Origin of the sequence: Accumulibacter sp. (genome assembly GCF_023806565.1) — a bacterium.
Lineage (GTDB): Bacteria > Pseudomonadota > Gammaproteobacteria > Burkholderiales > Rhodocyclaceae > Accumulibacter.
The window spans coordinates 1-22,822 of sequence record NZ_JAMTDV010000042.1 but is presented as its reverse complement, the minus strand read 5'-3'; the positions used below and the strand labels follow the sequence as shown (position 1 = coordinate 22,822).

Below are 22,822 nucleotides of genomic sequence, written 5' to 3'. Positions count from 1 at the left end.
AGCAGCAGGAAGCCCTCGGATCACGGTGTCCGAGCCATGTGCGACCACTTCAGCTTGCGGCGCGGCAGCAGGTAGTCCAGTTCCTCCACGGCAAGATCACCGGCAGACACGGGACTTGCGATCGAAATCCCTTCGACCTGCGCCAGGTCGATGATGAGCGCTTGCCGGCGAGGCACTTCGCGCGAATAGATCATCACCTGCGGAGAGAGTGGCTTCGCTGCACCGGCGGAGCTGACAACGACGCCGATGCGGTGGTCCGTCAGTTGCACCAGAGAGCCCGGCGGGTAGACCCCCATGGCGCGCACGAAGAGCTGCAGCAGAACCCGGTCGAAGGACTTTTGCTCGCGCGTCCACATCGTTGATAAGGTGTTCGACGGCGGCAGGGCGTGACGGTAATCGACGGGATTGACCAAGTTGTCGAAGAGGTTGGCAATTGCCACGATGCGCGCAGCGAGCGGGATATTGTTGCCGCTGAGTCCGGTCGGAAAGCCTCCGCCGTCGAAACGTTCGTGATGATAGAGGATGGCATCGAGCATCGCGGGTGAAACGCCGTCGACGCGCGCCGCGGCGTTGAAGCCATTGCGGCAGTGCGCCTGGTAGATGGCCTCCTCGTGCCGGTTGCGTTCGCTGCTGCGCAGGATCGAGGGGCTGACCCCTTCCTTGCCGATATCGTGCAGCAAGGCCGCGGTGCCCAGTATCCGCAGCGCCTGTTCGGGTAAGTTTGCCTGTCTTCCGAGCAACAAGGTCAGGGTCATCACCGACAGCGAATGTGCGGCGTGCCCTTCGGACTGCGCTTTCTCGGTGATCAGGATGATTGCGCTGTCGGGGTCGGCAAGCATTTGCATGACCGAATTCTCGCTGACCAGGGCCGCCTGTCGGGTCGCCTCGGTGGGATTGACCGGGAAATCCTTGATCGCCTTGCCAACCGTTTGCGCGGCGCGCAGGTAATGCGACTGCGCGACGTCCAGATTTTCCCGGAAGGTGATCGCGCTTGCCGCATGCTCCTGCGGTTCGGCAAACTCGACGCACCCCGGGGCAGCGGGCGCTACCTCTGCCCCGTCTTCAATCGTCGCAACCTCGCTCGGCGGCGTGACCAGAGGCCGCAGCGGCAGCGGCGACACCTCGCAACGTGTCGGGTCGCAGAACAGTTGCGGCAGCTTCATCCCGACAATCGTGCGCACCTGTTCTTCATCGGCGATGACGAACGAGCTGCGCATGAACGGGTTCTGCACCCAACTGACGGGCAGGCGGACGTGCACTCCGGGCCGGAGTTGGGAAGCGTCTATGGGTATCTCTCCGTCTTTCGGGGAGTAAGACATGTTGCCGCCTCGCGTCTTCGATCAGATGACGCAGTCAGTATAATGCCCTTTTGAAACGCACGGTTATTGCAGTGGGGCGGATCGATGCTCTGGGAGATCGGCAGCCACCAATGGGTTTCGGCAATCCCGGCCGCCTGGCTTCCTCGGCCGGCATCGATCGAGAAAACGACGAAGCGGCGGTCTCGCTGGACCATTGCACCGACTCATTTCGATCTCCTCCTCGCAGCGGCCTGATCCCCGACAGCCGATCTCGATGACGGCTCGCGGTCCGATGTCGGCAAGCTCGAATACGGAGTTCCATCACATCAATGACCGGCAGGCGTTGAGCGCAGCGCGGTCAACAGCTTCTGCCCGGCGCGGCCGTCGACGGGCATGCCTAGGCGCTGCTGCTCGGACTGGATCGCCTGTCGGGAGCTGGCGCCGATCATGCCGTCGATTTCGCCGATCGAATGGCCCCGCCCAGCGAGCAGCGCTTGCAGTTCACGCCGTTCGCGGCGCGACAGCCCGGGGTCGTCGGTGGGCCAGGGGGTGAGGAAAGTGCTTCCTCCCTTGATCCGGTCGGAGAGGTGGGCGATCGCCAAGGCGTAGCTCTCGGCAGCGTTATAGCCGTAGATCACGTCGAAGTTGCGGAACACCAGGAAAGCCGGGCCGCGCGGACCGGCCGGCAGCAACAGTCCGGCGGGGGAGTCGGACGAAGCCATCGGCTGACCGTCGGCACGGCGAACGCCGCGACCGCTCCAGTACGACAGCGGGCGCTTGTTGCTGCGGCCGGCGACGCTGGTGTCAAAAGCGGCCGGCAGCATGACTTCGTAGCCCCATGGCTCGCCCTTGCGCCAGCCGGCGCGGTGCAGGAAGTTGGCAGTGGAAGCGAGCGCATCGGGGACGCTGTCGATCAGGTCGCGCCTGCCGTCGCCGTCGCCATCGACCGCCAGACGCAGAAAGGTCGAAGGCATGAACTGTGTCTGGCCAAAGGCCCCGGCCCAGGAACCGACCAGGCGCTCCGGCGCGATGTCGCCGGCGTCGAGGATTTTCAGCGAGCTTATGAACTCGCCACGGAAGTACGCCTGTCGACGTCCGAAACACGAGAGCGTGCCGAGCGACGTGAGCAGCGGGCGCTTGCCGAGGTTGCGTCCAAAATTGCTCTCGACGCCCCAGACGGCGATTACCGTGTCCGCATCGACCTGATAGCGTTCGGCCGAGGTGGCCAGCGTTGCGGCCCACTGCTCGCGCATGGCGAGCGCATCGGCAACTCTTTCCTCGTCGACGAGTCCTGCCAGGTAGTCCCAGATCGGCACCCGGAACTCGGGCTGATAATCGAGGAACTCGAGTACGCTCATGTCTGGCGTCAGAGCGCTGGTCAGCCGGTCGAACGCCCCCGGCGACACGCCCTTTGCCGCTGCGTCGGCGCGCAGGGTCGCCAGGCAGGTGCGGAAACGTTCATTCGGCGCCTGTGCCGCGGCGCTACCGCCAAACAGGGTCAGTGCGACGGCGAGGAGGGCAGGCAAGGGCGCAGAAGTCATGCAGGGTTCCTGGACGTAGGGGAACGGTGGCACTCGCTGCCGGTCAGCGGAGCGGTGAATCACAACAAGCCGGCAGGCCAATGCCCGATGCAGGCGCATGCTGCGCGTGCTCGATCACCTCTCCCTCGATCACCCGTCCCGCTGGATCGTCTGCGGACCAGCTGGCTTCCTGGCCGGCGCGTGCGCGCAGCGCTTCGTTCCACTGCCTGCGCAGGTGACGCGTTTTCCATTGCAGGAAAGCAAAGCCAAGCAACCCGGCGACGAGCAGCAGGGCCAGCGCGAACAGCGAAAACATCAGCCCAATCGCCAACAGGGCCGCTGCCGCGGCGATCGTCAGCAGCCGGACGAAGACGCTGCTGCCGGGAGGCGTCAGGCGGAGACGGGAAAGGTGAGGCTCACTGTCGTTCATTGGCGTCCTTCTGCCGGGTATGGGGGCAAAGCCGATTGTACGCGTACACGATCCGGCGAGGCCAGCGCATGCAGCCGGCGCGTCGCCCGCGGCAATCACCGGGATGAATCAGCAAAAAGAAACGGCCCGCGCAGAGGGGGAGCTGGGCGGGCCGGTGATGCTGTCGCCGCGATGCTCCGGGGGAGGGGGAGGGAGGGGAGGGGGAACATCCCGGCGACGAAACGAATGCTATAGAAAAAAACGCGAGGGATCTGTGCGGTATTTGTCGTTTTGTGTCACGACGTGTACGAGTCGCTCAGCGGAAAGGCATGGCAACGCCGGCGAAAAGATTGGCCGAGACCATTCGCTCCTTGCGGTCGATGGAATCGAGAAACTCGGTCGCCGGGCCCATCTGGCGAAATGCGTTGAAGCCGCGCTCGAGAAACTCCTGCAGGTCGCCAAGCCCGGCCAAGTGCGCCGGCGTGCGCATCAGCTTGAGCATGCCACTGAGCAGGGGTTTCCTGGCCAACCGGTCGAGCGCTTCGCCGGTCTCGCGGATCAGTTCGATCTGGCGCAGGCGTCCGGCGGGACAGCCGACCTCGCGGTAGGCGGCGGCGTAGTGATCTTCGTCAATTCGGTCGATCCCACCGGAACTCCGCAGCGCCGCGACCATCGCCGAGTCGAGTTCCTCGGACAGCGCGTCGAGTTCCACGGCCAGGGCAACGGTACGTAGCGCAGATTCGGGCAGCATCTTGATCAGCAGCGGCAGGATGCGCTCGACTTCCTCATCGCGGCTGCTGAAATCCTTCGGACCGTAGAGGTCGGAGAGGAAGAATTCTGCCGCCTGCCCGAAACGCTGGCTGGCGAGCAGGTCGGCATGGCTGCGCGCCAGACGTCCCGCCTGCCATTGACGCAGAGACAGCCGGTCGCGCGCAGTGTCGGCTTCGCCATTGGCCCGCAGGCGAAGGTCCTTGGCGGTTTTCAGGTGGTGTCGCAGCGCCTCCGCGCTGCTGTTCATGGGGACGTTAACGGCATCCATGATCGCGAATTATGCCCTGTCACACAGCGCCTGTTTAGAGAGCTTCCCCTAAGCAGCGGGGCCGGCAGGGCATAGACTTGGCAGGATATGGCAAAGGAGAAATCGATGCGCTCTTCCGATTCGCTGGCGAACCGTTTTGCCCACCTGCAGCAAGCGGCGCGCAACGATCCGCAGCCCGGTGCCGCCGTACGCGAGCGCCGCTTGCTGGCGCTCGACCGCCTGCTGCTGGATAACGCCGAAGCGCTCGCCGCGGCCGTTGGCAGCGATTTCGGCCAGCGCGCGCCGGCCGAAACCCGGCTGCTCGAACTGTTTCCCAGTCACGAGGCGGTGCGTCACGCGCGCCGTCACCTGCGGCGCTGGATGCGTCCACAACGTCGCCCGGTATCGCTGTGGTTTCAACCCGCGCGCGCAGAAGTGCGTTACCAGCCGCTGGGGGCAGTCGGTATCATCGTTCCCTGGAACTACCCGATCTTTCTCGCGGCGGCGCCGCTGGCCGGAGCGTTGGCTGCCGGCAATCGGGTGCTGGTCAAGATGTCCGAATTTACTCCGGCGACTGCGTCGCTGTTCGCCGAACTCGTCCGCAGAAACTTCGATGAGGACGAACTCTCGGTCGTCGAGGGTGACATCGGCGTTGCCCAGGAGTTTTCCCGATTGCCCTTCGACCATCTCCTGTTCACCGGCTCGACGCAGGTCGGCCGCCACGTCATGCATGCCGCGGCCGACAACCTGACGTCGGTGACGCTCGAACTCGGCGGCAAGTCGCCGGCGATCATCGCTCCCGGACCGACAAGCAGCGCCCTTTTCGCCCACGCCGTCGAGCGCATCATCGTCGGCAAGTGCATGAATGCCGGGCAAACGTGCATCGCGCCCGACTACCTGTTGCTGCCGGCGGGGCAGGAGCAGGCCTTCATCGACCGGGCCCGCCAGGTCGTCGCCAGCTGCTATCCGGCGATCGGTACGACGGCGGACTACTCGACGATCATCGACCGGCGCCAGTACGACCGCCTGTGCGCGTATGTCGACGAGGCGAAAGCGGCCGGGGCACGAATCGTCGAGCTGGCGCCGGGCGCGCTCGCCGACCCGTTCCGCCGGCACTTTCCGCCGCTGGCGCTGCTCGACGTCGGCGACGATCTGCGCGTGATGCAGGAAGAGATCTTTGGCCCGCTGCTGCCGATCCGTACCTACCGTGACCTCGACGAGGCGATTGCCTTCGTCCGTCGCCGACCGCGACCGCTGGCGCTCTACTATTTCGACAGCGAGCGCGCCCGCATCGAGCGCGTGCTGGACGAGACCGCTTCCGGCGGGGTGACGATCAACGACACGATTCTGCATATTTCGCAGGAGGAGTTGCCCTTCGGTGGCGTCGGCCCCAGCGGCATGGGCTGTTATCATGGCTTTGCCGGTTTTGAAACCTTTTCGATCCGGAAAGCGGTTTTCCGGCAATCGCGCCTTTCCGGCGTCGGTCTGTTCAAACCGCCTTACGGCGCAATGTTCGATCGCCTGACGAGGATTCTCCTGCGATGATCGTTTCCCGTCGGCAGTTCCTCAAGACCGGTCTCGCCGGCAGTGTGCTGCTCGCCCTGTCCGGCTGGCTCAATGCCGCTGGTGCACGCAGCCTGAGCGACGGCGAGCGGGAGATGCTCGCCGCGCTCGCCAACGCCATCCTCGAAGGCGCACTGCCGCCCGAAGGCGAGCGCCGCCACCGCCTGTTGGCCTTGACCGTCGACGGCATCGCCAGCGCTGTCGCCGGCCTGTCGCTGGCCGCCCAGAAGGAGGTGGGCGAACTGTTCGGGCTGCTGGTTCTGGCCCCGGGAAGGCTGATGTTGGCCGGGGTGGGCAAGCCGTGGCGCGAGGCCAGCGTAGCCGAGGTCAGCGACTTCCTGCAGTCCTGGCGATCGAGTCGCCTCAGCCTGCTGCAAACCGCCTACGCGGCACTGCATGACCTGACCTTTGCTGCCTGGTACGGACGTTCCGATACCTGGGATGCGATCGACTATCCTGGGCCACCGCGGGGGTATTTCTGATGCAGGATCCAATCAAAAGCGGCCTGGCCGCCGGCTGGAAGCATGTCGATGCGTCGACCCTGAGCCGGGGGCAGACGGTCGACGCCGATGTGGTCGTGATCGGCACCGGCGCCGGCGGCGGCGTGACTGCCGATATCCTCAGCGACGCGGGTCTGCGCGTCGTGCTCGTCGAGGAAGGTCCGCTGCGTTCGTCGTCCGATTTCAGGATGCGCGAAGCCGACGCCTATCCCGAACTGTATCAGGAGTCGGCGTCGCGCAAGACCGCCGACAAGGCGATCAACATCTATCAGGGTCGCTGCGTGGGCGGCTCGACGACGGTGAACTGGACCAGCAGCTTTCGCACGCCGCCGGAAGTGTTCGACTTCTGGCAGCGCCAGTTCGGTTTGCGGCAACTGAGCGCCGATGCGATGAGTTCGTGGTTCGCGGTGATGGAGCACAAGCTCTGGATGCGCCGCTGGGAGACCCCGCCGAATGCGAACAACAAGGTACTCGCCGTTGGCGGCGAGAAACTGGGAATCCCGATCGGCTCGATCCGGCGCAACGTCAAGGGCTGCTGGAACCTGGGCTACTGCGGCATGGGCTGCCCGACCAACGCCAAACAGTCGATGCTGCTGACGACGATTCCGGCTGCGCTCAACCGTGGCGCGACGCTCTACACACGACTGCGCGCCGAGCGTCTGCGCTTTGCCGGCAGCCGCGTCACTGCGCTCGACTGTGTGGCGCTGCAGGCCGACGGGATTCATCCGTCGGGCAAGCGGGTGCAAGTGCGCGCTCGCCATTTCGTCGCTGCCGGCGGGGCGATCGGCAGTCCGGCGCTGCTTCTGCGCAGCGGCGTTCCGGACCCGCACCGCCTGCTCGGCAAGCGTACCTTCCTGCATCCGGTCGTGATCAGCTCGGCGCTGATGCCGGATCGTGTGGACGCGTACGCCGGCGCGCCGCAGACCATCTACACCGACCATTTCCTGCATCAGGCAGCGATCGACGGTCCGCTCGGATTCAAGCTCGAGGTTCCGCCGCTGCATCCGGTGCTCTTTTCGACGACGCTGCAGGGCTTCGGCGAGGCGCACGCCCGGCTGATGCGCGAATTCACGCGCGTCAATTCCGTGCTGGCGCTGTTGCGTGACGGCTTCCACCCGGAAAGCCGCGGGGGCGAGGTGCGGCTGGACAGCAATGGGCTGCCGGTGCTCGACTATCCTCTAGGCGACGTCATCTGGGAGGGCGCCCGCCGCGCGCTGCTGGCGATGGCCGAAATCCAGTTCGCCGCCGGTGCGCGCTGGGTTTTTCCCGTGCACGAAACGGCTCCCGGCTACCCGAGCTGGGCCGAGGCGAAGAAGGGGATCGCCGAGTTGCCACTCAAGCCGCTGCTCTGCCGTGTGGTCAGCGCGCACGTGATGGGTGGTTGTGGCATGGCCGACACCCCGCAAAGAGGGGTCGCCGATCATCGCGGGCGGCACTTCTGGCTCGCCAATCTGTCGATTCACGATGGATCGCTGTTTCCGACCAGCCTCGGCGTCAATCCGCAGCTTTCGATCTACGGTCTGGTCGCCCGCAACGCCAGCCTGCTGGCTGCCGAACTGTGCGGCCGGCCGGTGCCGCAGATCCCTTGACCGGGAAGCATCGGGATGCTCGCTCGTTACCTTCGCCTCCTGCTTGCCCTGCAATTCGCGACCTTCGCCGCGCTGGCGGTGTACGCCTTCGACCTGTCTCCGTCCTCCGGCGTTCTGGCAGCGCTGGCGGGGATGCTGCTGCTGCCAGCCGGCATCACCCTCGCTACCTACGCCCTCGCCTGGCCTTACTATTCTCGGGCGTCGCACTTGTCGCCGTGGCAGGTACTGCGCATGGTTTGCGGCGACTTTCTGGCACTGGTGATCCATTTCGTCATCATTTCCCCTCTGGAGAGCTGGTGGATGGGTGCGGATCGCCTGCCCGGCACGAGTCGGCAGCCGGGAGCCCGGCCGCCGCTGCTCCTGGTGCACGGCTACGGTTGTTCGCGCGCCGTCTGGTGGTACTTGCGCCGGTGCTTGCAGGCAGCGGGCTGGACGGTGGCGACGATCAACCTCGAACCGATCTACACGAGCATCGATGACTATCTCGATCCGCTCGCCGCGCGCATCGACGCCGTGCTCGCCGACACCGGCGCCGAGCGACTGATCCTCGTCGGCCACAGCATGGGCGGGCTGGTAGCGCGTGCCTACCTGCAGCGCTACGGCGAAGCGCAGGTGGCGGCCTTGTTGACCCTCGGTACGCCGCATCAGGGCAGCCGTCTGGCGTATCTCGGCTGCGGTGAGAGCGCCCGCCAGATGCGGCCTGGCAGTCCGTGGTTGCAGGCGCTGGCGCGGCCGACGGTCGCTACCTGGTTGATCTACAGCCGGCACGACAATTATGTGACGCCGCAGAGCAACCTCACCTTGCCGGGAATTCCGGGGCAGGCGCTCGACAGCCTTGGCCACGTCGCGATGCTGCTTTCGCCACGTGTCGTTCAGGCAGCACTTGCGGCGCTGGCGACGCTCTGCCCGTCTGCCGGCATTGCCGACGTTTGAGCAGCGATGAAGTCGCTCCTCCTGTTCGCGCTGGTTTCCCTGCTGCCGGCACCGCCGGCCGCCGGACAGGAAGTGTTCGTGACGCGCGGTGCCGGCAGCCCCGAATATTCGGACAAGCCGCAACCTGGCGCCAGGCCGGTACACCTGCCCGAACTCAATCGGGCCCAGCCGGTGACGGTGCCCGCGGTTCCGGTCGCGACGGCAGTCGGTGAAAGTCGTGGCGCGCCGGAGGCTCTGCCGATCTACCGAAGGTTCAGCATCCTTGCTCCGGAAGACGATGGCAGCATCGTGGCCGACACCGCGGTCTTCGAGGTGCGCGTCGCGGTCGAGCCTGAACTTCAGCTCGGCGAGGGTCACGCGATCGCCATCAGGATCGACGGTCGGCCGGTGGGCCAGCGTTTCACCGCCAACGAATTCATGATTCCCTCCGAATTCTGGGGTGCCGACCTGCCACCAGCGAACCAGCGTCACCGGCTCGACGCGGCGATCGTCGACCGCGATGGAGTGATCCTGCGGCAGGCGAATCCGGTGACCTTCCAGCTTCGCCAGGCAAGGTGGTCGTACCCGCGACCGTGGCCAAGGCCTCTGCCGCCGGTGACGCCGAAACCACGGGGGCCGGACAGGGATCGGGTAGGCGGAAGTTCGGGGCTGCAGGCGCCGCCAGTCGAGCGCTAGCAGACGCCGATGCCGGGCGGCAGCGCCGACGGTGCTGTTCAGGCCAGTCGCAGTCGCTCGCGGAGCTGGCCCAGGGCAAGGTGCTCGCAGCCGGGCGCCAGGCGAACGAGCCAGCTGACCAGATCCTGCTGCTGCTCCGCGCCCACTTCCCGCAGCGCCGCGCACAGCGCCTCCTCGCGCCAGCAGAGCATGCTGCATCCCTGTGTGACACGGAGCACCGGCGGTTCCGCTTCGAGTCCGAGCACATTCGCCCAACCGAACAGGTCTCCCGCGTGCAGGACGACGCTCGGTTGCGCCGGGGCGTTGGCGAGGAACCGCTGACGCTGCTCCGGCTGCGGGATCGATTGGGCGAAGGCGCGGTAGGCCAGGAACGGATCTTCCGTCAGCGTCGCGATCTGCTCGCACAGGTTACGCGCCATCGGCCCCAGTGCCCGGCTGGCATGGGCCAGCAAGGTCTGGAAGACCTCGTGGCTGAGCTGTAACTGCCCGGGGGCGCTGCCCGAACGTCCGGCGCCGCGCTGCAATCGGGCAACCTCCGCCAGCAGGGCACGGAGGGCCGCTTCGACCCGCTGCGGGTCGGGCGCGCGTTCCTCGCGCAAGCGGCCATCCAGAAGAACGCCGGCAAGGAATGGGTCGCAGCGCTCCTCGGCTGCATAGCGCAGGAGCGACGTCGTGGCCAGCAGGCGGGCCCTGATCTGCGGCGCGAGCGCCGGCAGCACCGTGCTGTCCGGAGCGGGCGGCCGTGTCCCCCGGGGCGCGGGTCTGAACCGGTCCAGCGCCGCCCGCGGATCGGGAATCAAGCGCGCCCCATCCTCGGTTTCATGCCCGGGAACCGCCTGCCATTCGGTGGGCGGCGGCAACAGGGAAACTCCTTCGCGGGACAGCGCGTACCACAGGCGTTCGAGAAAGGCGGATCCGATGCTGGATCGATCCAGGTAACGCAGCGTATACATCCTCGCCGCATAGCGCATGGTGCCCGTCAGCGGATCGTTGCCCTGCAATATCACGCTTGGCGCAGGACTTGCACAGACGCCAGGCAGATCGCTCCGCAGCACCCGCATGGCGACGCGAATCACCTGACCCGGCGGATGGTCGGCCGCGACGTTGAAGCTCAGTTGGTGGCGAAAGGGCTGATCCCGCCGGATGATCTCCAGCGTACGGCTGGTGAACTCGCTGTTCGGGAAGACCAGGGTCGAACTCCGGTCCGTGCGGAGATAGACCGAGCGCCAGCTCAGCGAAACCACCTGGCCTTCCAGATCCTCTCGGCGGACGTAGTCTCCCGGGTTCAATGGATGCTCGATTTCGATCGAAACTCCGGCAAACAGATGACCCAGCGTGGGCTGCAGCGCCAGACCGATGATCACCGATACCAGCGCGGAAGTGGCCAGTACGCTGGAAATGTCCTGACCCAGCCCGAACCGCAGATAAAGCATCAGCGCAACGAGATACAGCGTGATCGTGGCCACCGACCGCAGCAGGTCACTGGTGGCGCTGCCCCGGGTCCGCCAGGAAGTGATCAGCAGGTGGCCCAGCAGCGAGCGCAGTACCTGGACGATGGCGAGGACACTCAGGCCCTGCGCCGCATGCCACAGCCAGCGGGCTTCGGCTTCGTGCTGCAGCTCGAGATCGGGGCCGATGGTGACCTGTAGCAACCAGAACAGCGCTGCGGCGGCGGTGAAGACCAGGGTCCACATGCTAGCCGCCCTTGTCCGGATCCTGACGGCCCCGTTCAAAGATCGTCAGTGCATGGTCTACGCTGGTCTTCAGCCGCTCGATCGCTTGCTGGAGCTCACGGAACTGGCCACCGACCGCCGGCAGTTGCGCGTCGTCGATCTCATGGTCAAGACTGCTGGCGTGCGCGACGCGGGTGAGCAGATCCAGTGGATGGGTCACGTGGCGCCGCAGCAGCAGAAGGAAAACCGCTGCCGAGAGAACGAAGACGCAGCTCAGCGAGCCGACGGTGATCAGAACACTGTTCAGCGCTTTCGCTTCAGCGTCGGCAGTCGGTACCTCGACCAGTTGCAGGCCAACGACGTCGTCGAGCTTCCAGCCAAACCCGTTGACCGGTCCGTACTTGGCGAGCATCGCCGGCGGGGCGACATCCGGCGTGCTGTGGCATTGCAGGCAGCTCGGCGAAGTCATGCGGATCGGGCGGGCAACGTAGAAACGCCGGTCCCTGCCGGCGCCCGATTCGCCCACCAGTTCGCGAAGTTCCGGGTTGGACTGGAACTCCCGCAACAGGCTCACTTCCCAGTCGTTGGCCCGGTCGCCGACGTTGGTCGGGTTGAGCGAGCTCTCGCGGTAACGGTACTCGGGGAACTTCTTGTTCAAGCGCCGCATGGCATCCTGCGCGGCGAACGACGGTACCTGGAAAGCGTGAAATTCGGCATCCTTGAGCTTGTTCATCGCCGGAGCGACCTGATCGACGGTATAGGCACGTACCGCCAGTGCCGTTTCGAGCAGCATGTCCGCCCTTTGCTTCAGCTCCTCGTGGGCCTGGCGGGACTCCTGCCGGTACGATATGTATCCCGCCACGGTGACGCCGAAACAGAAGCAGAAGGCAATGTTCCAGGCGAAGCGCGTTTCTATGCGCATCAACGTGCTCCCGATCGCAAGCGGTTGGCGCTGTCGTCGCTTTCGTGCTGCTGGAGTCGCTGGGCAAAGCGGGGGGAAAGAAGTGCGGTCATGGGCTACTCGATCAAAAGGAAGGGCGCCGCGCGACGCTGCGGGATGATTCGACTGCAATGCCGGGCCGTGCGGCCCGGCAACGCCGCCATTTGCCGTGACGCACGATTCGGCAGGCGGGAATTCGGCGAACGCGCAATAGTAGAGATGTCGGCCGACCTTGAAAAGCCCGTGTCGCTGGCGTGTTCGCAGGACGTGCGATCACCGATCCTGGCGGCGCGACTCGATGTCGCCTATCGGCGACGAGCGGGCCGAAGTGTCGTGCCAGAGCGTGCGCCGGTACTGCGATTCCTGGCGGTTGCCGGGGCAAGGAGCGAGCAACGCGACCCTTGCGCAAGCCTCGAAACGGCCGCGGTCTCTGCCCGAATGAACGGGCTTTCTTATAGAATCTGTCGCCTGCGCGGCGCACGGAGGTTCGTCACGGCATGTGCGCCACCCGTAGCAAGCTTGATGGAACGTGTCGGCGGCGGTTCTGTCGATCATTCCAGGCCTCGCAACATCTTCAGGAGAAATGCATGAACCGGCAATTTCGTAGCACCCGCAAGACCGTTTGCAGCGTGATCTCGATGATCCTCGCAACCGCAGCTCTGGCCGGCTGTGCGGCCGTGGAACCGGCCGCCGGCGCCCGCGCTTCGGTGCAACTCGAACCGACGCGAGGCAACACCGCTGCGGGGCGCATCGAATTTGTCCAGCAGGGCGATCGCGTTCTGGTCAGAGGCACACTGAGCGGACTCCAGCCGGAGAATGCCGAGCACGGTTTCCACGTGCATGAAAAGGGCGATTGCAGTTCCGGCGATGGCATGAGCGCAGGTGGCCATTTCAATCCGCTCGGCAAGCCGCACGCGCATGGCACCAGTGAGCGCCACGCCGGGGATCTGCCCGCGATCCGTGCGGCAGCCGACGGAACGGCCAGTTACCTTGTCGAAGTAGACGTGATCACGGTGCGCGCCGGCCCCACCAGCGTGCTGGGAAAGGCGTTGATCGTCCACCGCGATCCCGACGACTACAGCACCCAGCCGACGGGCAACTCAGGTTCCCGTGTTGCCTGCGGGGTGATTCATGCCGACTGACAAGCCGGATCATGCACCTGTGAACGGATGTCCGTCGGTACCCGCTTCCCGTTTCGGGCCGACGCCCCGCCTGGGCGGGATTTCTCCACGCTTCCGCGCGGATTTCTTGCGAAAGGGTAACTGAATGTTTTATATTACTTTTCACGGCGGTAGCGTAGGCTCTGCAATCAACAATGTGCATATCTATGACGTGATCGATGGCAGCCCGACCTGCGTCAGCAGCGCAGCGCTGCAGACGCCGAAAGGATCGCCCAAGTTGAGCGAATTGCGCGATCTGGTGTTCGGACCCGCGGGCAATCTGTACGTCGTCAATGGTTACAAGGACGCCAGCCAGGTTCTCGTCTATGACGGCAGCGCCGATGCCGACCACAGCCATGCCTACCTCGGCATCTATGCCGACGCCAAGGTTTCGGACGGTATCGTGCATCCGTTCGCGCTGGCTTTCGACGGTGACGGCAACGGCTATCTGGCGAGCCAGGACAGCAACGTCGTCACCGGCCTGCAGCCGCCCAGGGCGGGCAGGCGCAGCCGGGCGCTGGCGGTTGCCGCGGCGCTGCAGGCGGAGAAGGGCAAGCGCTTCCTGAAGGGGACTGTCGTCGCCTCGTCGGTCGGCAAGCTGCCGGCATCGCCTGCACGTCCACCGTCGAATCATCCCCAGCCGGCAGGACTGGCGGTGTTGACCGAGCCGGATCCTTCGAAGAAGCATCGCAAGCGGAAAAAGGTGTCGCATTCGGTGCGCGACGTGATCGTTTGCGGAAACTCGCTGTACGTTGCCGACGAGCCCGGCAACGCGGTGAAGATCTACGATCTCGGCGGCGGCAAGACCCAGGGGCAACTGCAGGGACAGATCGCCGACGCACAGTTCCTGCGGGCGCCCGTACACCTGCTGGCCAACGGCGAGCATCTTTATATCGGCAGCAGCGCCACCGACACCATCCTGCAGTATCGCTTGAGCACCGGCGAACTGAAAACCGTGCTCAGCGGCATCAAGACGATTTCCGGCATGTGTTGCGATACGGCGGGCAATTTCTACGTCGCGTCTCGCGACGACAAGGCCATCTATCGCTGTGGGGCCGATTTCAGCGAACCGCGACCCTTCATTACCGGCCTGCAGGACAACCCCGAGTTCGTCGTGTTCACGGCGAGTTGAAGGCGGCCTGCGTCAGTATCCCTGCAAGACCCGGCTCGCCGGCCTTCTCCCGGCGAGTCGGGAGTTCGCAGCGGTGACTGAGGCGCCGAGCGACGTCCATGTCGTTCGGCTGTTCGCCGCGTCGGACTGTTCCGCTACTTGTAGTAGCCGACTGCACACACCTGGTCGCCAATCCTCGTGACGAACGCCACCTTGGCCACCGGATCGCTCTGCCCCGGGCGCGGCCACATGTAGGCCACCTCGGCGATCGAGCCTTCCTTGGCGACGGCGTAGATTTCTTCGCCAAAAGGCTTGCCGGACTTGTCCTTCAGATCCTTCAGGCTCTTGCCCAGCAGCAGCGTGGGATGCGCAGTGAAGTTGCCGTCCGGGCCACCGCAGTAGGGATAGAGGTCGCGATCCCGGAAGCCGCCTTCCCCTTTGGTGAACATCACCAGCGCCCGCGTCTTGTCGGCCTTCATGGCCACGACCGCTTTCTCCAGCATGGTGCGCGCTTCGGCCGGTGTACCGTATTGCGCCGCCGCGAAGGTCGCTGCGGAGGCAAGAAAAGTGATTGCTGTGGCCATAGCCAATTGACGAAGCATCGCAAGTCTCCGTGTCAGGTTGTCATCCGGCAAGCCCGTTGCCGGCGCGTTGCAGACGAGGAATGCAAGACCCTCGCGCCGCATGGTAGCGCAAAAAGCGGCGAGCGTGATGGGCAGGACGAGACCGAATGTGCGGCGGCGGCACGCGCGAAGATATTGCAGCTGGGCAATCGACATCACCGGTTTCGCCACCACTACTCACTGCGAAGATGCGCCTCGCCGATCCGAAGCGGTTGTGCCGAGGCGTTGCAGGGCGACCGGCGGTAGCCGCGCAGTCCCTCCGGGAGTTCGTCCAGATCGCGGCAAATGCCTGGTACGAGGGCGTTGTCGTGCTAGGATAAACAATTCCGCAGTGCGCTGCTCGGAAATCGTTGCCTGCCGGTGGCAAGCGGAGGGGCTGCCAGGGAGCTTCCCTTGGTCATGAAAGTCTGGATGGAGGGCCTGTACCATGGAACTCACAATAGCAATCAAGAATGACAAACTGGTCGGCGATATCTGGGGAGGGCTCGCGGCGATGCTCGTCGCTCTGCCTTCGGCAATCGCTTTCGGCGTAACCATTTATGCTTCGATCGGTCCGGCCTATGCCGGCCTGGGGGCGCTCGCGGGAATTCTCGGGGCGACCGCTCTCGGCCTGGTGGCGCCCAGTCTGGGGGGTACCAATCGCCTGATCACGGCACCTTGCGCGCCGGCCGCCGCAGTCCTTTCGGCGTTCGCCATCGAACTCGTGCATCAGGATATCGATCCGATGTTCGTCGTCCTGATGTTGACCGCACTCGGTCTGGTGGCCGGAGTGATCCAGTTGCTTCTCGGCCTGGCGGGGATCGGCAGCCTGATCAAGTACATTCCGTTTCCGGTGGTCAGCGGCTACCTGACCGGGGTCGGCCTGATCATCATCGGCAGCCAGATTCCCAAGCTTCTCGGCGTTTTCGGCGGCCAATCGCTCTGGCGGACGCTCATCTCGCCCGAAATGTGGCAGTGGCAAAGTGCCGTCATCGGCGTGGTGACGGCCACGGTGATGTTGACAGCACCACTGATCACGCGCGTCGTGCCGGCGGCCATCCTCGGTCTGTTGGCGGGGATTCTCACCTACTTCGGTCTGGCCCTCTTCGTCGATGAATCGCTGCTCATTGTGGAAGGAAACAAGCTGATCATCGGGCCGCTCGGTGGTTCTGCAATGAGCATGTTCGAGGCGGTCGTCGGTCGCTGGCGCGACATCGGCGAGCTCAAGCTCAGTCAGATTGGCAGCCTGATGGGAACGGCGCTGACCTTGGCCGTGCTGTTGTCGATCGACACGCTGAAGACTGCCGTCGTGCTCGACGCGCTCACTCGCAGTCGTCACGATTCCAACCGCGAACTGGTCGCGCAGGGTCTCGCCAATGTCACTTCGGCCTGCGTCGGCGGCATGCCGGGGGCGGGGCAGATGGGCGCGACTCTGGTCAATCTGGCGAGCGGCGGCCAGACGCGCGCCTCGGGGGTTGTCGAGGGTGTTCTCGCACTGGTTGCCTTTCTCGTGCTGGGAGCGTTCATCGCCTGGATCCCGGTGGCGGCTCTCGCCGGCATCCTGATCGTCGTCGGCATCCGGATGATCGACCGCCACAGCCTGCAGTTGCTCCAGTCGCCGTGGACCATGCTCGACTTTGTCGTGATCTTGGCGGTCGTCGCAGTGGCGCTCGGCTACAGCCTGATCGCCGCGTCCGCGGTCGGCATCGCACTCGCCATGTTCCTCTTCATCCGCGAGCAGTTGACCAGCACGATCATCCACAGCAAGGCCGACAGCAGCAGTCGCTTCTCGAAGCGCGTGCGTCTGGCGCACGAGATGAAAGCGCTTGAGCAACGTGGCCACCAGAGCGTGATCCTGGAACTCCAGGGCAGCCTGTTCTTTGGCACCAAGGACCAGTTATACACCGCGCTCGAAGCGGAATTGAGCAAGCGCAGCTTTATCGTGATCGACATGCGCCGGGTGCAGTCGGTCGATGTCACCGCAGTGCACATGCTGACCCAGATCCGCGATTCGCTGCAGCAGCGCGGCGCCGTGATGGTTTTCAGCGACCTGACGCACACGCTGCCCAACGGGCGGAATATCGCCGAGCTCTTCGAGCAGATGGCGCTGACGACGACGACCGAGAGTGTCAAGGTGTTCGCCCAGCTCGACGATGCGATCGAGTGGGTGGAGGACCAGTTGCTGGGCGAGGACCTGGCGCACGCCGCAGAACTGCCACCGCTTGAAATCTACGAGATGGAGATTTTCAAGGACACCAAGGAGGATTCGCTGATCGCACTCGTCGAATCCCTCGAGCGCTGCTCGGTGGCAAAGAACGACAAGGTGTTTCTGGCGGGAGATCCGGCCGATCGGCTGTACCTGATCCGCAAGGGCGCCGTGCGCATCACGACGCATGTCCCCGGTACGGACACGCATCGTCATCGGCTGACCTACGGACGCGGCGACTTCATCGGCGGCCTCTCCTTCGTCACCCGCGGATCGAGCTTCACAGCCGACGCGACCGCTCTCGAGGATTCCGAGCTGTACGTCCTTCGCCGGGAGAATTTCGACCGCTTGTGCGAGGAACACCGGCGACTCGGTTTTCAACTGATGGAAGCGATCGCCAAGGTGCTGGCGCTGCGCCTGAGTTACGCAGACAAGGAGCTGCTGGCGACGCAGAGCTAGGTCAAAAACGTAAATACAATGAGATACGGTATTTTTCTCGTGTCTCTTGGGAGGTTCCTGTACGTTGCCCGGGCAGCGATCGGGGCTTCAGTCTTGCAGGCTTGCCGGCATCAGGCCGCGCACGGCATTGGCCACGTAGAGGCTCGACGCCTGTAGCAGATCCTCGATGCGCAGCACCTGCTCGACGGCTCGTCCCGATTCGAGCAGGGAGCGGCGCATCACTCCGGGCAGCAGGCCGCAGGCGAGTGGCGGCGTCAACAGCACGCCGCCGCGCTCGACGAAGACGTTGCTGCGAGCGCCCTCGCACACTTCGCCACGATCGTTCAGGAAGATCGCGTCGAACACCTCCGGTCGGTTCGCCAGCGTCGCCAAGGCGCGGTCGTAACGCCCCCGCGCCGTGGTCTTGTGGCGCAGCAGGTAGTCGCCGGCGGCCAGTGTTTCGGTGGCCAGGACGACTTTCCAGGACTTTCCCGGATCGTCCGTCAGCGGGGTAGCGTGGACGTGACAGCTGCCGGCATGCGCCAGTGTCAAGCGGACGCGGAATACGCCGCTCGGCCGGCAGGCGGCCTCCCTGGCCAGCGCGGAAGTGACGGTCGCGCGTACACAGGTGAATCCGAGCGCGCGCGCGGAGCTCTGCAGGCGGTCGAGGTGCAGCGACAGCAGCGGATAGATGCCGGCCTCCAGGCGCAGGGTTTCGAGCAATTCGAAAGCGGGGTCGAAAGCGGTGAGAAAGCTCCCTTTCAACAGGCACTCGGCGTATTCCTGCGACGGCTCGGCGTCAGCCACGATGCCGCTGCCCACTCCCATGACTCCGCGCCCGTCCGGCCACGCTTCGATGGTGCGGATGGCGACGTTGAAGCGGCAATCGCCGTTCGGTGCCAGCCAGCCGAGAGCGCCGGTGTAGAGCCCGCGCGGCGATTCCTCGATCTCGGCGATTCGCCGCATGGCGTGAATCTTCGGCGCGCCGGTTACCGAGCCACAGGGAAACAGCGCGCCGAAAACCTCCACCAGGCTGGCATCGTGCACTTCTGCCGAGACGCTGGAAACCATCTGCCACAGAGTAGGGTACGCCTCTGTCTGGCAAAGCTCCTCGACGCGCACTTTTCCCGGTCTGGCCAGGCGCCCCAGATCGTTGCGCAGCAGGTCGACGATCATGATGTTCTCGGCCCGTTCCTTGGCCGATGCCAGCAATGCCGCGCGGCGTTCGGCGTCTTCCTGCGGGGTCGCGCCGCGTGCCGCGGTGCCCTTCATCGGCCGCGTCAGGATGCGCCTGCCCGTGCGCGCAAAGAACAGCTCCGGTGAAAACGAAAGAATCGCCGTGTCGCGCGTGCGCAGGTAGCCCCCGTAGCGCACCGGTTGCCGTTCGCGCAACGCTGCGTAGAGCGCCAGCGGGTCGCCATAGAGCTGGAAGCGCAAGGGGAAGGTCAGGTTGATCTGGTAGCAGTCGCCGTCGGCAATCCAGCGCTGGATCCGTCTGACCTGCGAGGTGTACTTCGCCTCTTCCAGCGTCGGCACGAGGTCGGCGATGCCGGCGATCCTCCGATCGTCGGGAAGTGCTGCCAATTCCTCGCCAAGAAAGTCTCGGATCTGCTGCGTGTCGAGCCACTGGCCGTGCCCGAACACCGACGCGCGCAACACCGGACGGTCTCGCGATGCCGAGGCCACGGCCTGTTCGAAGCTTGCGCCCAGGGCATAATCGGCGGCGAGGGCGATCCAGTCGCCGCCGGCTGCAGCTGCCTCGATCGCAGCGAAGACCGGCGCCGGATCGAGAGATGCGGCGAGTTCAAGGGAACGGCGCCAGTCGCTCAATAGCAGGACTTTTCCGCCGTCGTCGTCGAAGAGCGCGAATTCGCCGCCCGCACGCATCACCCGAACTTCCTGATCCGCCTCGCACGCTTCTCTTGCCGAACGGATGCCGCGCGATCTGCTTGTGCGCGAACAATGCCGGTGTGGAGCGCCGAGCGGCAAACGAGTTCCATGGCCTGGCGCGGGGAGGGAAAGTGAAATCTCATTCCGGCGTGACCTTCTCGCCTGCCCCTGTCTCGTGCCCGCCTTTTCGGAACGAAAGCGCGCGGCAGCCGCTACTGGTCACTGGCGTCAGCGCGCCAGCATCGCCGCCTGGTTGAGGCGAAGCTAGTCGTTCTCCGGGACATTGGACGCGGAATCCGTGGCCTGTGAGGAATCGATTCTGGTCGGTGTGGACGTCCGGCCACGCGAATGTCGAGGAGAGATCGTTGGCAAGGGTTCGAAGAGTTCCTTGATGCGCTGTTCGGCACCTGCCAGAAGGCCGGCGTTCTGGCTGTAGGCGAGCAGCAGGAATTCCCGATTCGCTTCGATCTCGCGGATCAGACGCAGGTTCTGTTCTCCAGTCACGAAGATTTCCGCCGTCTGAGTTTTTCCAGCTCTTCGATGTCGATGGCGTCCTTGTTGCGCCCCGTTCCCGATTTCATCGCAATCAGATGATCAATCGAGGCCACCGGGATCGCGTACGGGCCAACCGCCACGACCAGGGCATCTCGCCGCAAATCAGCGTATGCGACCACCGGTCGGATCAGCACATCGATCACTGTCGCCTGTGTTTCGGCAGTGCGGAGGCTGAAGGCCAGCATGCCCTTGTCGCGGTGCCATTGCTCGATCAGGTCGCGGGCGACTGACTCAATGGCGACGGGTATTGTAGGATGCAGTCCGGCCAACCTGGCACCGGAGATGAAGCGCGCGAGATTATCCGGGTTCATCGCCAGAACAATGTCTACATCCATGGTGGTGCGGGCATAGCCGTGCAACGCTACGGCCAGTCCGCCCACCAGCACGTAGTCGACTTCGCTTTCAGCCAGAATTTTGAGCAGGTCGAACATTCCCATTCAAGAGCCTTGCTACTGTGCAGCCATCTCCGCTTTGTAATCCCAGCCGCCCCCCATCGCCTTCGCCAGGTCGATCAGGGCGAAGCGCACATCGCGGGCGGCCAGGATTTGCAGGGTTTGCGCCTGCAGCAACTGGCGTTGCGCGTCGAGGACGTCGATGTAAGCCGAGTAGCCGGAGCGGTAGCGCAGCTCGGCGAGTTCCAGCGAGACCTCGAGCTTCCTCGCTCTTTCGGCCTGTGCAGCGAGCGCCTCGCGCGTCGTGCGATTGGCGAGCAGCGCGTCGTGCGTCTCGCGGAAGGCGGTCTGCACGGTCTGCACATAGCTTACCACTGCCGCCTCGCGACGAGCGCTTTCGGCTTCGACACTGGCCTCGATCGCCTGCAGGCCGACCAATGGCTGCAGCAGCGATGCGCCGATTCCCCACGCGAGTCCCGCCGTCGAAAAGAGGTTGGCGAGCGCCGCCGACTCGGAGCCATAGGAAGCGGTCAGCGCGAGGGAGGGAAAGTACTGCGCGCGTGCCGCGTCGATGCGCAGGCTCGCGGCCGCGAGCTGTGCCTCGACCTGCCTGACGTCGGGTCGTCTTTCGAGCAGGTCGGAGGGCAAACCGGAAGCCACTTCGGGAACACCGAGCAGGCGTACGCGCGTCGCGTCGCGGGCGATCTGCGGGTCGAAAACGGCGCGCGGCGAACGGCCGAGGATGGCCGCCAGTGCCGATTCGTAGGTGCCGACGGCGCGCTCGGCGACGGCGACGTTGGCGGCGACGGCGGCGCGTTCGGCCTGCGCCCGTTGCAGATCGTAGTCGCCGATGACGCCAGCCTCGTAGAGATCGCGCTGCAGCGCCACCGTCTCCTCGCGCGACTGCAGCGTATCCCGCAGCAGCGCGAGCTCGACGTCGGCCGCCAGCAGGGCGAAGTACGAGCGCGCGGTTTCGGCGGCTACCGCCGTGCGCACCGTTTCCTGCGCGTAGCGGGTGGCCAGCAGTTCGCTGCGCGCCGCATCGGCGCCCTGGCGGTAGCGTCCCCACAGGTCCACTTCGTAGGAGGCGCGCAGACCGACCAGGTAGTCGTTGTTGATTGGATTGAAATTCGCTGGCAAGGGCTGCGGGCCGACCAGCGTCATCCGGTTGCGGCTGCTGTCGACCCCGAGGTTCACGCTCGGGTAAAGGTACGACCGGGCGAGCAGCAGGTTTGCGCGAGCGAGATCGACGCGCGCCATTGCCGCCCGCAGGTCGAGATTGTGCGCCAGTGCTTCGTCGACCAGCGCGACCAGCGTCGGGTCGTCGAACGCTGTCCACCAGCGTTCGAGATCGGGCGCCCCATTGCCGATCCGCGCGCTCGCCGGTGGCAGGTCGAGCAGCGGCGGCGTGGTCGGCGTCGACTGGCAGGCAGCGAGCGCGAGCAGCGCCACGGCGACGACCGTGCCCCGGCGCAGGCGACGCATGGACTCAGTCATGATGGTCTCCCTTGCCAACGGTCGGTGCCTGCGACGCCTGCGCGGGGTGATGCAGGTGTCGCACTTCGTCCAGCAGTTCGTCGTGCGAGCGGCTTTCGCGAATGCGCCGGTCGTACAGCACCTTGAAGAACAAGGGCACGTGAAAGACCGCGAGCAGGGTCGCGGCGATCATCCCGCCCATGACGCCGGTACCTACCGAATGCCGGGCGCCGGCGCCGGCGCCGGTCGACAGGGCGAGCGGCAGGACGCCGAGAATGAACGCCAGCGAGGTCATCAGGATCGGGCGGAAGCGCAAGCGCGCCGCTTCGATCGCCGAGGCCGAAGCCGACAGTCCTTCGGCGTGCTTGAGCACCGCGTACTCGACGATCAGGATGGCATTCTTTGCCGCCAGGCCGAGCAGGGTGACCAGGCCGATCTGGAAATAGACGTCATTGGTCAGCGGTGCGGCGTGGAAGAAAGGACCGATCAGGTTCTTTGCCCAGATCGCGACGAGTGCGCCGAAAGTGCCGAAAGGCAGCGCCAGCAACACCGAGAACGGCAGCGTCAGCTTCTCGTAGAGCGCCGCGAGGATCAGGAACACCATCACCACCGCCAGCCCGAGCGCGAAGGTCGAGGTGCCGCTCGACTTCTTCTCCTGGTACGACGAACCGCCCCAGTCGAAAGTGAAGTCGGGTGGCAGCACCTCGCGAGCGATCTCCTCGACGCGCGCGATGCCCTGTCCCGAGCTGACGCCCGGCGCCGTCTGGCCGATGATCTTGACCGCCGGCAGGTTGTTGAAGCGGTCGAGCGAATCCGGTCCCGAGGAGTAGCGGACGGTGACCAGCGACGCCAGCGGCACCATCTCGCCCTTCTG

At 65.2% G+C, this 22,822-nt stretch carries 20 protein-coding genes; 8 read left to right on the top strand and 12 right to left on the bottom strand.

Annotation, left to right across the window (positions count from 1 at the left end; genetic code table 11):
- Window positions 1–20: 20 nt before the first annotated feature.
- From NFV80_RS05130 to NFV80_RS05115, 4 genes are all read right to left on the bottom strand, one after another.
- The gene (locus NFV80_RS05130) at window positions 21–1,319 is read right to left on the bottom strand and encodes an HD domain-containing phosphohydrolase (RefSeq protein WP_295329600.1); all 1,299 of its coding nucleotides are present in this window, start codon (window positions 1,317–1,319) and stop codon (window positions 21–23) included.
- A gap of 305 nt (window positions 1,320–1,624) precedes the next feature.
- A complete protein-coding gene (locus NFV80_RS05125; RefSeq protein ID WP_295329598.1) occupies window positions 1,625–2,839 on the bottom strand; it encodes a lytic murein transglycosylase in 1,215 nt (404 codons plus the stop codon).
- 43 nt (window positions 2,840–2,882) lie between these two features.
- On the bottom strand, window positions 2,883–3,248 hold the full coding sequence (locus NFV80_RS05120) for a hypothetical protein (RefSeq protein ID WP_295329596.1): 366 nt from the start codon (window positions 3,246–3,248) through the stop codon (window positions 2,883–2,885).
- Window positions 3,249–3,543: 295 nt separating this feature from the next.
- The gene (locus NFV80_RS05115; protein ID WP_295328782.1) at window positions 3,544–4,245 is read right to left on the bottom strand and encodes a hypothetical protein; all 702 of its coding nucleotides are present in this window, start codon (window positions 4,243–4,245) and stop codon (window positions 3,544–3,546) included.
- A gap of 126 nt (window positions 4,246–4,371) precedes the next feature.
- Here NFV80_RS05115 and NFV80_RS05110 point away from each other — a divergent pair, with 126 nt between their 5' ends.
- Genes NFV80_RS05110 through NFV80_RS05090 form a run of 5 tightly spaced genes read left to right on the top strand, consistent with a single transcriptional unit; the run spans window position 4,372 to window position 9,505 of the window.
- The gene (locus NFV80_RS05110) at window positions 4,372–5,790 is read left to right on the top strand and encodes a coniferyl aldehyde dehydrogenase (protein WP_295328779.1); all 1,419 of its coding nucleotides are present in this window, start codon (window positions 4,372–4,374) and stop codon (window positions 5,788–5,790) included.
- Window positions 5,787–6,290 carry a twin-arginine translocation signal domain-containing protein gene (locus tag NFV80_RS05105; protein ID WP_295328776.1) on the top strand — a complete coding sequence of 168 codons (504 nt, stop codon included), beginning with the start codon at window positions 5,787–5,789 and terminating at the stop codon, window positions 6,288–6,290. The genes NFV80_RS05110 and NFV80_RS05105 overlap by 4 nt, the downstream gene beginning before the upstream one ends.
- Window positions 6,290–7,897 (top strand): GMC family oxidoreductase, encoded by a 1,608-nt coding sequence (locus tag NFV80_RS05100; RefSeq protein WP_295328773.1) that lies wholly within the window; start codon window positions 6,290–6,292, stop codon window positions 7,895–7,897. Before NFV80_RS05105 ends, NFV80_RS05100 begins: the two co-directional genes overlap by 1 nt.
- A gap of 15 nt (window positions 7,898–7,912) precedes the next feature.
- Window positions 7,913–8,830 carry an alpha/beta fold hydrolase gene (locus tag NFV80_RS05095; protein WP_295328770.1) on the top strand — a complete coding sequence of 306 codons (918 nt, stop codon included), beginning with the start codon at window positions 7,913–7,915 and terminating at the stop codon, window positions 8,828–8,830.
- Between the two features lie 6 nt (window positions 8,831–8,836).
- Window positions 8,837–9,505: a hypothetical protein gene (locus tag NFV80_RS05090; RefSeq protein WP_295328769.1), complete on the top strand. Its 669-nt coding sequence runs from the start codon at window positions 8,837–8,839 to the stop codon at window positions 9,503–9,505.
- A gap of 38 nt (window positions 9,506–9,543) precedes the next feature.
- Here the strand turns inward: NFV80_RS05090 and NFV80_RS05085 are convergent, their stop codons facing one another.
- Window positions 9,544–11,199 carry a mechanosensitive ion channel family protein gene (locus NFV80_RS05085; RefSeq protein WP_295328767.1) on the bottom strand — a complete coding sequence of 552 codons (1,656 nt, stop codon included), beginning with the start codon at window positions 11,197–11,199 and terminating at the stop codon, window positions 9,544–9,546.
- Between the two features lies 1 nt (window position 11,200).
- A complete protein-coding gene (locus NFV80_RS05080; protein ID WP_295328765.1) occupies window positions 11,201–12,100 on the bottom strand; it encodes a DUF3365 domain-containing protein in 900 nt (299 codons plus the stop codon).
- A gap of 656 nt (window positions 12,101–12,756) precedes the next feature.
- Here NFV80_RS05080 and NFV80_RS05075 point away from each other — a divergent pair.
- Both NFV80_RS05075 and NFV80_RS05070 read left to right on the top strand, forming a co-directional pair.
- Window positions 12,757–13,260 (top strand): superoxide dismutase family protein, encoded by a 504-nt coding sequence (locus tag NFV80_RS05075; RefSeq protein WP_296758030.1) that lies wholly within the window; start codon window positions 12,757–12,759, stop codon window positions 13,258–13,260.
- A 124-nt stretch (window positions 13,261–13,384) separates the two neighbouring features.
- Window positions 13,385–14,410: a hypothetical protein gene (locus NFV80_RS05070; RefSeq protein WP_295328761.1), complete on the top strand. Its 1,026-nt coding sequence runs from the start codon at window positions 13,385–13,387 to the stop codon at window positions 14,408–14,410.
- A gap of 134 nt (window positions 14,411–14,544) precedes the next feature.
- Here NFV80_RS05070 and NFV80_RS05065 read toward each other — a convergent pair whose 3' ends face one another.
- The gene (locus NFV80_RS05065) at window positions 14,545–14,973 is read right to left on the bottom strand and encodes a cache domain-containing protein (protein WP_295328787.1); all 429 of its coding nucleotides are present in this window, start codon (window positions 14,971–14,973) and stop codon (window positions 14,545–14,547) included.
- 466 nt (window positions 14,974–15,439) lie between these two features.
- Between NFV80_RS05065 and NFV80_RS05060 the strand changes: the two genes are divergently transcribed.
- Window positions 15,440–17,656, top strand: coding sequence for a SulP family inorganic anion transporter (locus tag NFV80_RS05060; protein ID WP_295328759.1), 2,217 nt, complete (start codon window positions 15,440–15,442; stop codon window positions 17,654–17,656).
- Window positions 17,657–17,743: 87 nt separating this feature from the next.
- Here NFV80_RS05060 and pabB read toward each other — a convergent pair whose 3' ends face one another.
- The 5 genes from pabB to NFV80_RS05035 form a co-directional block, all read right to left on the bottom strand.
- On the bottom strand, window positions 17,744–19,522 hold the full coding sequence (gene pabB, locus NFV80_RS05055) for an aminodeoxychorismate synthase component I (protein WP_295328785.1): 1,779 nt from the start codon (window positions 19,520–19,522) through the stop codon (window positions 17,744–17,746).
- Between the two features lie 267 nt (window positions 19,523–19,789).
- Entirely contained in the window at window positions 19,790–20,029 is a 240-nt protein-coding gene (locus NFV80_RS05050; RefSeq protein WP_295328757.1) for a hypothetical protein, read from the bottom strand.
- The gene (locus tag NFV80_RS05045; RefSeq protein WP_295328755.1) at window positions 20,026–20,511 is read right to left on the bottom strand and encodes a hypothetical protein; all 486 of its coding nucleotides are present in this window, start codon (window positions 20,509–20,511) and stop codon (window positions 20,026–20,028) included. The genes NFV80_RS05050 and NFV80_RS05045 overlap by 4 nt, the downstream gene beginning before the upstream one ends.
- Before the next feature lie 18 nt (window positions 20,512–20,529).
- Window positions 20,530–21,969, bottom strand: coding sequence for an efflux transporter outer membrane subunit (locus NFV80_RS05040; RefSeq protein WP_296758020.1), 1,440 nt, complete (start codon window positions 21,967–21,969; stop codon window positions 20,530–20,532).
- Window positions 21,962–22,822, bottom strand: an 861-nt coding sequence (locus NFV80_RS05035; protein ID WP_295328751.1) for an efflux RND transporter permease subunit, incomplete at its 5' end; no start/stop codon positions are given. The genes NFV80_RS05035 and NFV80_RS05040, both read right to left, overlap by 8 nt.